This window comes from Halalkalicoccus jeotgali B3 (assembly GCF_000196895.1).
GTDB classification, from domain to species: domain Archaea; phylum Halobacteriota; class Halobacteria; order Halobacteriales; family Halalkalicoccaceae; genus Halalkalicoccus; species Halalkalicoccus jeotgali.
The window spans coordinates 688,083-702,702 of sequence record NC_014297.1 but is presented as its reverse complement, the minus strand read 5'-3'; the positions used below and the strand labels follow the sequence as shown (position 1 = coordinate 702,702).

12 protein-coding genes are annotated in these 14,620 nt (G+C 65.1%); 9 read left to right on the top strand and 3 right to left on the bottom strand.

What is annotated here, in order from left to right:
* Window positions 1-2: 2 nt before the first annotated feature.
* Window positions 3-1,556, bottom strand: a complete 1,554-nt coding sequence (locus tag HACJB3_RS03345; RefSeq protein ID WP_013199374.1) for a sensor histidine kinase — start codon at window positions 1,554-1,556, stop codon at window positions 3-5.
* A 147-nt stretch (window positions 1,557-1,703) separates the two neighbouring features.
* On the opposite strand from HACJB3_RS03345, the gene HACJB3_RS03340 reads away from it, so the two are divergent.
* A complete protein-coding gene (locus tag HACJB3_RS03340) occupies window positions 1,704-2,141 on the top strand; it encodes a response regulator (RefSeq protein ID WP_008417977.1) in 438 nt (145 codons plus the stop codon).
* Between the two features lie 12 nt (window positions 2,142-2,153).
* Here HACJB3_RS03340 and HACJB3_RS03335 read toward each other — a convergent pair whose 3' ends face one another.
* Window positions 2,154-2,807 (bottom strand): helix-turn-helix domain-containing protein, encoded by a 654-nt coding sequence (locus tag HACJB3_RS03335; protein ID WP_008417978.1) that lies wholly within the window; start codon window positions 2,805-2,807, stop codon window positions 2,154-2,156.
* 293 nt (window positions 2,808-3,100) lie between these two features.
* On the opposite strand from HACJB3_RS03335, the gene HACJB3_RS03330 reads away from it, so the two are divergent.
* The 6 genes from HACJB3_RS03330 (at window position 3,101) to HACJB3_RS03305 (ending at window position 11,232) form a co-directional block, all read left to right on the top strand.
* Window positions 3,101-4,183 (top strand): glycosyltransferase family 2 protein, encoded by a 1,083-nt coding sequence (locus HACJB3_RS03330; RefSeq protein ID WP_238532819.1) that lies wholly within the window; start codon window positions 3,101-3,103, stop codon window positions 4,181-4,183.
* Between the two features lie 141 nt (window positions 4,184-4,324).
* Entirely contained in the window at window positions 4,325-5,224 is a 900-nt protein-coding gene (locus tag HACJB3_RS03325) for a polysaccharide deacetylase family protein (protein ID WP_238532818.1), read from the top strand.
* 164 nt (window positions 5,225-5,388) lie between these two features.
* A complete protein-coding gene (locus tag HACJB3_RS03320) occupies window positions 5,389-6,171 on the top strand; it encodes a polysaccharide deacetylase family protein (RefSeq protein WP_238532817.1) in 783 nt (260 codons plus the stop codon).
* A 125-nt stretch (window positions 6,172-6,296) separates the two neighbouring features.
* Entirely contained in the window at window positions 6,297-7,403 is a 1,107-nt protein-coding gene (locus tag HACJB3_RS03315) for a phosphotransferase (protein ID WP_008417987.1), read from the top strand.
* Between the two features lie 107 nt (window positions 7,404-7,510).
* A complete protein-coding gene (locus HACJB3_RS03310) occupies window positions 7,511-8,944 on the top strand; it encodes an oligosaccharide flippase family protein (RefSeq protein WP_008417988.1) in 1,434 nt (477 codons plus the stop codon).
* Window positions 8,945-9,003: 59 nt separating this feature from the next.
* On the top strand, window positions 9,004-11,232 hold the full coding sequence (locus HACJB3_RS03305) for a DUF2206 domain-containing protein (RefSeq protein WP_008417989.1): 2,229 nt from the start codon (window positions 9,004-9,006) through the stop codon (window positions 11,230-11,232).
* Here the strand turns inward: HACJB3_RS03305 and HACJB3_RS03300 are convergent, their stop codons facing one another.
* Complete coding sequence (locus tag HACJB3_RS03300) at window positions 11,233-12,507, bottom strand: hypothetical protein (protein WP_008417990.1); 1,275 nt, start codon at window positions 12,505-12,507, stop codon at window positions 11,233-11,235.
* A gap of 217 nt (window positions 12,508-12,724) precedes the next feature.
* On the opposite strand from HACJB3_RS03300, the gene HACJB3_RS03295 reads away from it, so the two are divergent.
* Together HACJB3_RS03295 and HACJB3_RS03290 are read left to right on the top strand one after the other, a co-directional pair.
* Window positions 12,725-13,711, top strand: a complete 987-nt coding sequence (locus tag HACJB3_RS03295; protein WP_008417991.1) for a DUF1616 domain-containing protein — start codon at window positions 12,725-12,727, stop codon at window positions 13,709-13,711.
* 50 nt (window positions 13,712-13,761) lie between these two features.
* Window positions 13,762-14,568 (top strand): glycosyltransferase family 2 protein, encoded by an 807-nt coding sequence (locus tag HACJB3_RS03290; RefSeq protein ID WP_008417994.1) that lies wholly within the window; start codon window positions 13,762-13,764, stop codon window positions 14,566-14,568.
* The last annotated feature ends 52 nt before the right edge of the window (window positions 14,569-14,620 follow it).

Here is a 14,620-nt window from a genome sequence, read left to right as displayed (position 1 = left end):
ACCTAGTCATCTATTGTGGATGTATCACGTTTGGAGGGAGGTCGGTCCGTCGTGATGGAAAGACGCAGGCCGCCGGAGTCGGCCTCTTCGAGGGCCAGACCCCAGCCGTGGGCCGTCGCGACGTCCCGGATGATTCGGAAGCCGGCGCGGATCGGCTCGTCGGGGTCGGCGGGATCGGACAGGACCGCCGCGCGCCGGTCGGGGGGGATCCCGGGGCCGTCGTCCTCGATGGCGAGCCCCGATTCGTCGTCGTCGAGGCGGACGGTCACGTCGGGTGGCCCGTGTTCGAGGGCGTTCTCGAAGGCGTGTTCGAGGAGACGCCCGATCAGTCGCGGATCCCCGCGAACGACGCGCCCGGCGTCGACGACGAGGGTCCCCGCCCCCGTCTCGGTCGCGGCCCACACGTCTTCCGCGAGGCTCGCGATCGGGACGTCCTCGACCGTGACCGGGCCCCGACCCGCGAGGGCGAGACCGAAGAGACCGTTCGAGAGGGATCGTGCACGCTCTATGGCGTCGTCCGAGCGCGTGAGATACTCCTCGCTGTCGGTCTCGTAGGCGAGGACGGCGTACTCCCGCGCGACCATCAGCGGGTTTGTGAGATCGTGCGAGAGGACCTCCGCGAGCAGTTCCAGCCGTCGGTTCTTGGCCCCGACCTCCCGGTGGGACGCATAGAGGCGCCGATCCCGGAAGAGGCGTCCAAGCGCACCCGAAACCGTCCCCCGAAGCGCCCTCACGAACGCCGTCTCGTCGGCTGAGAACGCCGCCGAGTCCGTCGAACCGACGACGAGCACCCCGTACCCGTCCAGGGGCACGAGGAGTTCGCGTTCGACCCCAATGGCCCTCTCGAACGGGTCGCCGTCGAACGGGGGCGTCCTCCTCAGGAGGTCGTCGGTGTCGTGGGCACGCCAGAGGGCCCCCGAGTCACGCTCGATGACGGGGGCATCGAAATCGGCCCGTTCGGCGGTCGCTCGGCAGGGTCGCAGGACGTCGCCGTCGGGATCGGAGAGCCAAACCCCGACGACCGGATCGCCGAGGCCCGCCCGGACGGCCTGGCCGGCGACCTGCGCGACCTCCTCGGGGGTTCGCGCGCGTAGTAGATCGGTGTCGATCGCACCCAGCACCTCCAGTCGGGTTCCGGCGACGGGATCGTCTCCATCGGCCGGCGTCGGCGGGGACCGGGACGTACCGTCGGCGGGATTCGACTGGAGGCGCTCGTGGGCGCGGCGGAACGCCGAGAGGACTCGCTCCGGAGTCTCGCGGATCGTCGAGGGGGCGATCCGCGCCTCGGCCGCCCGTTCGAACGGGAGCGACGCGACCTCCGTGTCGCTTCCGACGGCCACGACGACCGGGAGCCACGGCGAGTGGGCCAACAGCCCTCGAACGGCCCCGAACGCCTCGCGCCCACGAGTCGAGTGATCGTAGAGCACCCCGTCGATCGGGACCGAGACGCCCGCGGACGGTCCCGCCGCCACGACGCTGACGGTTCCGTCGGCCGCTTCGAGCGCGGTCCGGATCCCCGCGGTCGCCGATTCCCCGGCGAAACACTGGATACGCATACTCTCTACCATCCATGGAGTCAAGGTGTCATAAATATATCTAACTTTTGATAATATAGGGAGGTTTACTGATATGAGGATAATCTCATCATTCAATCAATAGGAGAGAATCACTTATTTTTTGTTCATGTAAGAGATGGTAGAGGCATGAACGACGAGCTATCGGCGCCGGTCTCGGTCCTCTGTGTCGACGACGAGCTGGATAGCGCGGACCTCACGGCGATACGGCTCGAACAGCTCGACGAACGTTTTTCGGTCGAGACGGTCGCGGACGCCGAGGGCGGCCTCGAACACGTCGAGGACCACTCCATCGATTGTGTCGTCAGCGACTACAAGATGCCCGAGATAGACGGCCTCACGTTCTTCGAGATGGTACGCGAGCAGTTCCCCGACCTCCCCTTTATCCTGTTTACCGGCCGGGGGACGCCTGCGGTCGCCGACGACGCCAGATCGAAGGGGGTGACCGACTACATCGAGAAGGACGTCCCCGACCGTTACGAGACGCTGGCCGACCAGATACGTACCGCCGTCGGGAAGTATCGTGAGCGCCGTCGCCTCGAGGACGACCTCGACTTCGAGCGCTGAGACGTGGACGGATCAGCGAAGCGGGTCGTCCTCGGCCAGGACTTCCCGCTCGATGAGAGTGGAGACCGCACGCCTGATCCGCTGGGAGAGCGCGCTGTCGCTGATCTCGAGTCGCTCGGCGAGTTCGGTCTGGCTGATTCGCCTCGGGACCTGATAGTATCCGTTGCGATACGCCGCCAGCAGCGTCTCCCGTTGGACCGGGGACATCGGCGAGGACGCTCCCTCGAGGGGCGGGTGGTAGATCCGTCGGAGCGTGACGGGAATCCCGGACTCGGTGAGCGCGACGTTGAACGCCGAGAGGTCCTCGTGGGCCGAGAATCGCAGTCGGAAGTCCCAGTTATCGGCGGTACCGCGGGCCTCGAGGACCGTCGCCTCCGTCTCGATCAGCGCCTCGGTGAGCCCGTCGGACGACGGCGACCAGTCGATCCTGAACAGCGTCTCGGCGTCGGCCGTCATGAGGACCTCGACGTCCTCGATCCGCGAGTGAGCGCGCAGCGACGACTCGAGGGCTTCGGTGTCGTCGTCCTCGATCCAGATAAACGGCATGAGCGACTCTCGGAGGGGAACGACGCGCTCGAGGTCCATCGTGGCGTCCGGGAAGGACTGCAGTACGCGTCCGAGCGGAAACGTCGCCGATGGAAGAGTGATGTCCGCGATGATGGTCATAGGTGTGGGTGAGTAGGTGTCCCCGTAGCGCGAACCACGGGCGATGTGGACTACTGGACATACCGATATCGACCGACCCGGCTAAAAAAGCACCGTCATCCTTCGATATCGAAGGTCGATAGTCCGATCGCGATCGGCGCGGGGTTTCGAGGGCGAACGCGACCGGGACGAAAACGCGAAACGAGGTCGAAGGCAACGGTTCAGTCTCCACCGATATTGATACTTTCCTGATGGGTCGCGCAGATGTCATTGGAGACGTATTCGGCGGAATCTGTTCCGAGTGTGGTCGGGCCGTGACTGACGGGGGGTTCGAGACGGGTTCGCTGACCGGGCGGTCGGGCGACGGGTTGGAGTTGGTCCAGCGAGCGAGCGAGGGCACGCCGGCCGAGTACGCCAACGCCGAGAGCACCCCCGCCGAGCGAACCGACGCCACTGCGGGGTCGAGTTCGACCGGAGCCACCCTACAACGGACCCCGTCGGTAGTCATCGGTATCCCGGCGTACAACGAGGCGAACTCGATCGCAAGCGTCGTCAAATCGGCCAGCGAGTTCGGGGACCGGGTGATCGTCGTCGACGACGGGAGCCGCGACGAGACCGCACTCGTGGCGAGCGAGGCGGGGGCAAGCGTCATCCAACACGAGTACAACCGGGGGTACGGAGCCGCGCTCAAGACGCTGTTCCAGGCGGCCGACCAGCAGGGGGCACGCCACCTCGTGATCCTCGACGCCGACAACCAACACGACCCGGCGGACGTCCCGCGGCTCGTCGCCGCACAGCGCGAGAACGACACCGAGATCGTCATCGGGAGTCGGTTCGGCGACGGCGCGAGCACCAACGCACCGCCGTACCGACGGGCCGGCCTGTTCGTCGTCAACGCACTCACGAACATGAGTATCGGCGCGTTCCGCCCGAGCAAACGCATCTCGGACACCCAAAGCGGGTTCAGGGCGTACAACCGCCGCGCGATCGTGGGGCTGGCCGAGGATGCGGCGATCGGGAGTCACATGAACGCCAGCACGGACATCCTCTATCACGCCCACCAACGCGGGTACGATATCGACGAAATCGGCATCGACGTCCGGTACGACGTCGAGAACGCGAGCAGCTACGACCCGTTCTCGCACGGTTACAACCTGGTCAACAACATCTCGACGACCGTCCAGAACGCACACCCGCTGCTCAGTCTCGGGCTCCCGGGGCTGGTGTCCCTCCTCTTCGGCGTCAGTGGCACCTACTGGCTCGTCGCCGACTACCTCGCGACGGGGTCGCTCTCGTTTCTCCTTACGACGCTGTCGGCCCTGTTCTGGTTCGGCGGCTTTTTCGCCTGTATCGCCGCCGTCATCCTCCACGCGATGCGGGTCGCCAATCGCAGATAGCAAAGCGCACACGGGCCGGACGATTACAAAGCCGGTGTGACGTCCGCGAAGTAGACAGACAAATGATATCCTAAACATCCTCGACGAACGTGGTATTACATACGTGACAATTAAGTAAGGCCCGATCACATGTCGTTTCACATGGGGGGTGGCACGCAGAGCGGATCCGGCGAACAGGTAGCGAACGTCATCTCGTTCGACCTCGAACACTGGTACTCGGCGACGCTGTTGAGAGACGAAGTGACCGATCCGGCGGATCGGATCAGGACGTCGGTCGGGATCGTCCTCGACATGCTCGCGGAACACGACACGCTCGCGACGTTCTTTACGGTCGGAGAGGTTGCCGAGGAGTACCCGACCCTGATCGGACGGATCGCCGACGCCGGTCACGAGGTCGCGTCCCACGGGCACACCCACACGCCGTTGTTCGATCTCACGCGGACGGCGTTCGCCGAGGAACTCGAGGCGAGCGCCGAGGCGATTGCGGCAGCGACCGGCCGACGGCCGATCGGGTTTCGAGCGCCGAACTTCTCGGTGACGCCACGAACGCAGTGGGCCTTCGACGCGCTCGTCGAGGCGGGATACCTGTACGACTCCAGCGTGTTTCCGGTCAAGACCCCGATGTACGGGGTCAACGGCGCGCCCCTTCACCCGTACCGGGTCGATCCCGACGCGCCGTTTACCGACGGGTCGGCGAGCGCGAACGGCTTGGTCGAGTTCCCGATCGCCACGTTCCACCCGCGGCTCCGACTCCCGATCGCGGGCGGGTTCTACGGGCGGCTCCTCCCGACGAGGCTGGTCGAGATGGGGATCAGGAACCTCAATCAGCGCGGACTCCCCGCGATGATCTACTTCCATCCCTGGGAGTTCAACCCCGCCGTGCGAACCGACGAGCCGCCCCTTCACAAGCGATTCATCAGCTTCCACGGGCTCGATCAAACTCGCGACGTCCTCGACAGCCTGCTTGCCACACACGAGTTCGGGACGTGTCGGCAGCTCTTCGAGAGATATAACCGACACGAACGGATGTTCAATCGATAGGAAGCGGCACGGCCGCCCGCAAGTCCCATCAAGGGGCCGCCGACGCGTTCGGACGCCGCGAGTTGACGCCACCGACGGAGCCCCGTCGGGCCGGAACTCCGATCGTCCGGGTGGTATGTAACTCGACCGACACCGTTAGGTCGGTGATGGGCGTGGACACGGATATGATCGCGGGAGAGAACGGCCGACTGTGGGTGGATCGTGCGTTCCGGGCCACCCTCAAGGACCGCTACCACCCCGACGGGATCCGCTGTCCGATCGTCCTCTATCACGGCATCGACGAGTCGGGAGGACCGTGGACCGTCACGCCGGGACGGTTCCGGCGACAGATAGAGTGGCTCGCGGACGCGTTCGAACCCCTCACGATGAGCGGGGCGATCGACCGGTGGCGGCGGGACTCGCTGCCGCGGAACCCGGCCGTCGTGACCTTCGACGACGGGTTCCGATCGACCGTCGAGACGGCGCTACCGATCCTCGAGGCCAACGGTGTGGCGGCGACACACTACGTGGTTCCGGGACTGCTCGGCGAACGATTCGAGGGAAGGCGGGTCATGAGCCGAGAGGAGGTCCTCGACCTCGACGCACACGGCCACGAGATCGGCGCCCACACGATGACACATCCGGACCTGACGACGGTCGACCGGGAAACCGCCCGCCGGGAGATCGTCGATTCGCGCGATGCCATCGAAACGATCACGGGCGAGCGCCCGCGCAGTTTCGCCTATCCCTACGGCGCGTTCGATCGAACGGCCGCGCGCTTGGTCGAGAACGCGGGATACGAGAGCGCGACCACGGTGATCGGCTCGGACGTCGTCGATTTCGACGCCCCGATGGCCCTCCCCCGGATCACGGTCATGCGCGAGCACGACCGGCGGGACGTCGAGGGGATGGTCGACGGGGACCGGCGCTGGCAGCGACTGCTCCGGGAGGTCCTCCCGTTCCGATAGGTGCCACGCCCGCCAACCGAGCCGGGGGCCGTTTCTCCCCGAATTACCGCGCGCTGAGCCGTGGTTTCGACCACACCGAGGACCCTTCGGGACGCTTATATATACGTATATACACCTATTTGCTAATGGGGAACGCTATCGAGACGGCACCGCCGCGATCGTTCGATCGGGAGGGGATCTTCGATCGGATCGGGGCGTTCTACGACTACCGAGGGGTGACGCCGGCGGCGGAGCGGTACATGGTACTCGATACCGGGAGCTACAACACGTACGCGTTTCGGCCGAAGGCCGGGGCTATCGAGTGGGTCGTCGATCGGGTCGGCGGTGGCGGCTGGAAGAGTCTCCTCGGAGCCGGAGCGCTCAGAGCCGCCCTCACCGTCCCGGAGTTGCTCCCCGCCCTCCCCGGGATTCGCTCGGAAACCCTCTCCGTCGACGCCGAGGACCCGTTCGACGTCGCGGTCATCGGCGACCGGATCACGCTGCTCGGGTTGGAGGCGCGGCGGGTCTGTACGATCGCCACCGACGACCCGGAGAAACTCCGGCGCGAGATCGAGCGCCGCCGGCGACTGCCGGAGTCGATCAACACGCCGGCGATGCTCGAATACGACCTCGAGTACCCGTACGTCGTCAAGCGGTATCTGGACGGACGGGAACTCGACGATCCCGTCGAGGAGTGGAAGTTGCTGCTCGACGCACTCGTCCAACTCACCGCCCTCTACGAAACCGACCGCCACTCCGTTTCGACCCAGGACGTTCTCACGGGGCTCGAAACGGCGCTTTCGGCCGCGGGCCAACTCGACGGACTCGTCCGTTCGGGACTGGAACTCCTCGGGGATCTCGACCTGCCGCCGGTCCTCTACCGGGGGCCGGTTCACGGCGACCTCCACGCCGGCAACCTCTTCGTGAACGACGCCGTCTACGTCCTCGACTGGGAGGACGTCCGGACCGACTACGTTATCGACGATTTCTTCAGGCCGTTCGTCATCCATCAGTACGACGCCCCGGTTCACCGGCTGTTCGTGCAGATGATGGCCGGTCGGGGGACGGGCGGCGACATCGCCGCCGACTACGCCCGGGAGGTCGGCCCGCTCGCGTACGGCGACTCGGAGACCTACTCGGGACTCCCGCTGTTTTACCTCCTGTCGTTGCTCGCCGACGGGGGCGATCACGGGTCGCTCCGCCCGCCGTGTCGCGAGATCCTCTCGGGGGTTCTCTCGTTGTACGACGGGTGAGGCCGGGGCCGACCTGCCTGGTCGGCAAAGCGCTCGGGGCGGATCGCGACGGACGTACTGTTCGATAACTGAGAATATATAACGTCGGACCTCGTACGATCTCCCGAATGGATCTCTCCCGGTCAGCGCTAAAGGTCTTTCTCGCGAAGGGGGGCAATGCGGTCGTCTTTTTCGCCGGGATCACGGTCTTCGCCCGCGAGCTGGGCGCCAGCCAGATCGGGGTGTTCTTCCTCTTCCAGACGGTGCTCGGACTGACGACCATCGTCGCGGACGTCGGGGTGCGGGGTGCCCTCGAGAAACGCTTGAGCGAGGGGCAACGTCCCGATACGATGCTCGCGACCGCGATGGCGCTCAAACTGCTCACCGTCTCCGGGGCGATCGGGGTACTCCTCCTGGCTCGGCCGTACCTCAACGGCTATCTCGGCGGCGAGTACACGGCGTTGCTCGTCGTCGCCCTCGTCGTCCAGGAGTTCGCCGACCTGTTCATCCAGGCGGTGCGGGGCGAACTGCGCGTGGGCGAGACCGCCATCATCGAGTTCGCCCGCGAGGCGGTGTGGGTCACGAGCGGACTGGCGTTCGTCGCGGCCGGCTACGGCGTGATCGGGTTGATGTACGGGCTCGTGTTGGGGTCGGCGACGGCCGCCTGCTGGGCCTTCGCAAAACTGGAGACGACGGTCGGACGCCCGGCCGAACTCTCGGCGTGGTCGCTGTACGATTACGCGAAGTACTACTTCCTCTCGTCGGTCAGCGGCAAGGTCTACCAGTGGATGGACGTCGCGATCATCGGGCTGTTTCTGACCTACGCGGACGTCGGGGCCTACGAGGTCGCCTGGGAGGTGACGCTGCTGGTGTTGCTGGTGAGTAAGACGCTCTCGATCACGCTGTTCCCTCAGATGAGCCAGTGGAGTTCCGAGGCCGCCATCGACCGGATCGAGGCCGTCGTCCCGAACGCGATCGGGATCGCGCTGTTCCTCTCGATTCCCGCGTTCGTCGGGATCGTCGTGTTGAACTACGAGGTCCTCGCGGTGATCTTCGGCTCGGAGTATACGATCGCTGCCGGCGTCCTCGTGGTGTTGATGCTCGAAAAGGTCTTCCAGTCGGTAAACGACGTCCTCGGAAGCACCCTCCGGGGTATCGACCGGGTGGATCTGGTCGCGCGGGCCGTGGTGGTGACGATCGCGATCAACCTCGTGCTCAACGTCGCGCTCGTCCTCTCGATCGGGCTACTGGGTGCGGCGATCGCGACGACGAGCGCCGCGATCGTCCAGACGCTCCTCAACGCCCGGTATCTCTCGCAGAACATCACCCTGCAGATCCCCTACCGACTGATCGCGTGGTGTCTCGTCAGCGCGGCGGCGATGGGACTGGTCGTCGTCGGGGTGCGCGCGGCGCTCCCGTTCGGTGGAATCGCGTTGCTCGCGAGCTGTATCGGTGCGGGCGTCGCCAGCTACTTCCTGTTTTCCTTTGTCGTCCCCTCGCTCCGCAGAGAGGTTGTCAGACCGGGGATACGAATGCTCGTCTCGATGGTCCGACCGGCCTGACGTCCCCGAAGGATGTTAGGTCCGTTATAGTTATACGTATCTGACCGATCTCTACGAGCATGACACCGGGGGAGGGATCGGTACGACGCTCGCGATCCGGAGCGAAGACCGGGACGCCCGCCAACGGAGAGCAGTCGTTTCGGGAGATCCGGTTGCAGGGTCGCTCGATCGCCGTTCTGATCGGCTGTCTCCTCGTCGCGTTCTGGACCACGGTCGGGGTCCCCGTGGCCGGCGTCGGGGTGTCCCTGCTACGGGCGGTCTTCGGGATCCTGTTTCTGACGGTCGTCCCGGGGACGATGCTGTTCGTGCTGATCGACAACCGCATCGACCGGTTCGGGGAACTCCTCGTGTACGCGGTCGGGTCGAGCCTGGTGTTTCTCGCCGCCACGAGCGTCCTCACGAGCGTCCTCTATTCGCTGGTCGGTATCGATGCGCCCCTTTCGGTTCTCCCGTTCGCCCTCACGGTCAGTGCGGTGACGATGGGAGCGATGGGCGTCGCCTACTGGCGCGATCGACGCCTCGTGGTTCGTGTCCCGTCGTTCTCGTCCCGGGACGCCGCGATCGGCGCGGTGCTCGTCTGTTTGCCGTTGTTCTCAGCGCTGGCGGCCGGGCGCATGAACGCCATCGGGAGCAACCGCCTGATGTACGCGTTTCTCTTGGCGGTAGCGGTCGTGGTGCTCGTCTCGATTAAGGTGGTCCCGTCCCGGCTCTACCCGCTTGCGGTGTTCACCGTCGCCGTGGGGATCGTCCTCCATCGCAACCTGATCACCGGTGCGGTCGTCGGTTCGGACATTCAGGTCAACTACTTCTTCGTCGAGTTGCTGCTCGAGGCGGGTGCGTGGGAGCCGGCGATGGGGGACGTTTACTCCTCGATTCCGGTCGTCGGGGCGGTTCCGGCCGTCTATTCGGTGGTGACGGGTATCGACCCCGCGATGGTGTTCAAGCTCCTCTACTCGCTGTTGTTCGCGCTGGTCCCGGTGGTACTCTACTACACGTTCGAGGACGTCTTCGGAAAGGACGCCGCGTTCGTCGGGGCGTACTTCTTCGTGTTCTACTTCCGGTCGTTCAACGGGACGCCGGGGAAGACGCGCATCGCCCAGCTGTTCATGATCCTGGTGATTCTCACGATGGTCACCGACAGGGAACGACTCCCCGGCAAGGAGTGGATCGGGGCGCTGTTCGGGGCCGGGATGATCCTCTCGCATTACACCACGACCTACATCTTCGTCATTTCGTTGGGGGTCGCGTACGGCCTCGGATGGATCTATAGGGCGTACTCGGGCGAGGACGCCGGCCTGCGAATCGCCGGCGTCTACGCGGTCGCGTTCGGCGGCGCGGCGGTGGGCTGGTACGCCATCACGACGCCGGGAATGCTCCAGAACGTGGCCGGCGTGCTCGCGGATATCCCGACGCAGATCTACGCGGTTCTCTCGGGCGAGAGCATCCACCGTTCGGGGGCGAGCGCCGTCCAGGAGGAGTCCGGAATCGCCTACACGAGTACCCTGTTGCTCCACATGGCCCTGATGGGGTTGGCGGGGATCGGCGTCCTGTCGCAGATACTCGTCCGGCTGTTCTCGCCCGAGGAGTCGCGCCCGACCGAGCCGATCAGACTGGCAATACTCGCGGTTCCGATGCTGATGTTCCTGGGTGCCTCGTACTTCGTCAGCGGCAATCTCGGCGCCGACCGGATGTACCAGATCGTTCTCACGCTGCTGGCAGGATTCATGCCGGTCGGTTACCTCGCCCTCGTGGGTCTCCTCAGCGGAATCCGGGACATCGATACGGGGATCTGGCGGCCGGTTCTTGTGGCGCTGGCCGTGCTTCTGTTGCTCAACACCGGGGTCGCCTACAACGCGATCGGGGAACCGGTCACCTCGGACATCGGTCTGGATGCCGACACCCACTCGCTTGCGTACACCGATGCGGAGATCGACGGGGGTGAGTGGATCGACGACACCAGCACGGGGAGCCCGGTGATCTACACGGACAGCTACACCGGTGAAATGTTCAGGGCGATCGTCCCGGAGACCTACTCGGACGCGAGCGTGAGACAGATCAAGGTCGACTGGCTGCCCGGTATCGAGTTCTCCGAGGGGTACGTCTACGTCCGCGATCGGGCCGTCGTGGACGGGACCGCGTACGACGGCGAAACGCCCCAGTACTACCTCACGGAAGCCGAACGCGACGCCATCGAGCGGTCCACGAACAAGGTCTACACCAGCGGCGAAGCCGACGTGTTCCGCTACGAAGGGACCGAAAGCCAGCAGTTCGGCAGGAACGAATCGTAGTTACGCGATCCGATACATTCCCTCGCTCGCCTTCATCCAGAGGCTGTTGTCGTCGATGTTCTCGACCGCCTGATACGAGAAGTACCGTTGTGCACTCGGAGTTCCTCCGGCACCGGCCGCCTCCACGACCCCCGTTAGCCCCTCGGTTTCGAAGTGGCGGGCGGTGTTCGGGCTGACGACGCATCGGTCGAAGGTATCGACGTTCGACGCGCTGATGGCCGTGCTGGCGATCTCGTCGGAGGAGTAGCCCTCGATCTGGTTGTACGCGATGAAGCTGTCAATCAGTTCCGAGCCGACATCGAGGGCGATCCCGTCCGCCCCGGGGGGGACCTGAACGAGGTTCTGGGAGACGATCGAGCGCTCGCTGGCCGTGATCTCGATACCGGCTCGCTCGGAGCTGCCCTCTATCCGGTTGTTCACGAGACGGACCGCGGGGGCGTCGACCCGAATCCCGACGGAGGATCCCGACGCCGGAAAGGTGTAGGTGTGGTTCAGCGAGACAATCGCGCTCTCTAGGAGGATCGCGATCTCGGTGTCGAACCCCGCGACGATGTTGTTGATCACCTTCGCGTCGTTCATGTTCTCGACCCGGATACCGACGCTCTCGCCGTCCGCACCGGTCGTCGAGATCACGCGATTGAAGTTGATCCGCGGTTCAGTGGTGCGCTCGTCGGGCGCACAGTCGATCCCGTAGCGCGTCGCGAACAGGTCCGTATGCGAGATCCGCCCCGAAAAGCCGTTCATCGAGATCGCATCGCCCCCCTCGCCCGTGTTCACGACCGCGAGACCGAGCACCTGGATGTCGTTTTCGCTCATCTCCACCAACGGCCCCTCGTCGTCGGCGCGCAGCCCGTCGCCCCCGATGCGATCGAGGGACTGGCGATAGACCCCGTTGCCACACAGGATGGTGTTTTGCGGGATCGTGATCGGGGTCTCTCCAGAGAGGTCGATCTCGCCCGAGATCCGGACGAGCGATTCGTCCTCGAGCGCTTGCTGGAGGTCCGCGGCCGTCGCACCGCCGTCTTCGTCGTCGGTCCCCTCGCCGACGATGGTCCCACCCCCCGATCCGTCCCCACCGACCAGCGTCGAGACGCCGTAGCCAGCGACGCCGCCGGCCGCTATCGCCATCGCCTCCCGCCTGGAGACGCCCTCCTCGATCACGTCGGGGACCCGCCCCGAAGCGTACTCGTTTGTCATCTCGGCCAGTCGCCGCTCGATCCGCCGGTCGACGAGTCGCTCTAACTGCTCGGCCGTCACCACCTCCTCTCTCCCCATAGGATGATTTCGTCCTCCTCTGACAAATATTGATTGATTGATAGCAACTCGTTTTAGACGAGTGACTATACGCGCGATCAAACCGACATCGGTCCCGAGAACGACGGCTATCGGCCGATGGGGCGTCTCTCTGCGTATGACGGTAGTGATGGATTAAGAGACCCGATCGCCGTAGCAACTGTCATACTTATATCAGTTGCGACGGTAGGTACGGACGATGCAAGATACCGTCGAGGGGCGCGCAGGTCGCTCCTCGCTCCGGCGAGCGCCCGCCGATCTGATCGCCGTCGGTTCGTGCGTGCTGATCGTCTCCCTGATGGCGCTCCCGGCGTTCGAGAACACGCCCGTTCGAACCGTGGCCCGCGCGCTGTTCGTCGGCTTCGTGCCGGGCTACGCCCTCCTCACGGCCCTGTTCCCGCGTTCTCCGACCGGCCCGAAGACAGAAGGGAGCCGGTTTCGGATCGGCCACCTCGAACGGGCGGCGCTATCGATCGCCGCGAGTTGCGGACTCCTGGTGCTGATCGCGAGAGGAGCCCCCGCCGGAATCGGGGGGAGTTCGACGACGCTCGGGATCCTCGTCGTTCTGAGCGTCGCCTTCGGCGGCATCGGGGCGATCCGACGACTCTCGCTTACGCCGGCCGAGCGGTTCGGTCGCCCGGCCGTGGCGTGGATCGACGCGGTTGGCTCTCTCGGACCGTCGCGTTCCGACGGAAGTCCGGTTGCGGCGGTGGCGGTAGGGGTGGCGGTCTTAGTCGTCCTCAGCACGCTTGGCGTCGCGTACGCGATGGGGCCCGTCCAGGGCGACGGCTACACCGAGCTGTACCTCCTTCAGGAAGGGGCCAACGGGACCGTCTCCGAGGAGTATCCCGACGAGCTAACCGTCGGGCAAGAAGAACCGCTGGTGGTCGGCATCGGTAACGAGGAGGGGGTAACGACCACCTACACCGTCGTCATCCAGCTACAGGAAGTCGGGACGGAGGGCGAACAGAGCGTCCAGTCAGCGAGCGAACTCGACCGGTTCGAGGTCACGCTCGAAAGCGGTGAGACCGTCGAGAACGAACACGTCGTCACGCCCGACCGGGCCGGCGAGAACCTGCGCTTGACCTATCTGCTCTACACCGGGACGCCCCCGGAAACGATCGACGGGAGCGAGGCGTACCGGAGCGCGTACGTGTGGGTCAACGTGACCGAATCCGGCGGGTAGTCCGGGCACGGGTCACAATAGTAAAGGTCACCCACATGGACTGTGTAGGTATGTCGAGGACGGAGTCGGATCCGACGGTCTCGGTCGTCGTCCCCTACAGTTCGGCCCATACGCCTGAACGGATGCTGGAGGAGGCGAAACGGTCGATCGATCGACAGTCCGTTCGGACCGAAACCATCGTCGTCGAGGACCCCGACGGGAGCGGGCCGGCAGCAACGCGGAATCGCGGTATCGAGCGTGCCTCGACGCGATACGTCGCCTTTCTCGACGCCGACGACCTCTGGAAACCCGACAAACTTGAGCGCCAACTCGTCCGGATGGACCGAACCGGTGCCGGGCTCTGTCTCGACGGCGATCCTTCGATGTCGCGCGACGACTTCTTCTACGAACTGTTCGTCGGCGACCTCAACGAGGTGATGTCCTCGATCGTCCTCGACACCGCACAGGTCGACGTGCGTTTCGAGGAGGAACTCGGCCGGTGGGAAGACCACCTGTTCGCGCTCGAAGCTGCGAGCGAGGGCGTCTGTTTCTGTCGCGAAACGTTCACCGCCCGATACCACGAAACCAGCATGTCGTCCGGCCGGATCGACGCGACCCACTACCTGACCGAGGGCAAGAAGTACGTCTCACTCGCCAGCGAGCGCGTTCCGGAGGTCAGACCCTTCACGTACGTCTTCTATCGACAGATGTACTTCGCGATGGGGTACTACCGCCACGACGACGGGGAGTATCGGGACGCGATGGCCTACTTCTGTCGCTCGCTACAGATCGGCGTCTCCCCGCTCCCGGTCGTCGGCCTGCTCGGGAGCGCCGTCTTTTACCTCCTGTTCGACGTCGTTCTCGGGTCGGATCGGTGAGTCGACCCGTCCGAGTCCCCGAACCCGGTAGGATCCCGACTACTCGGATCTC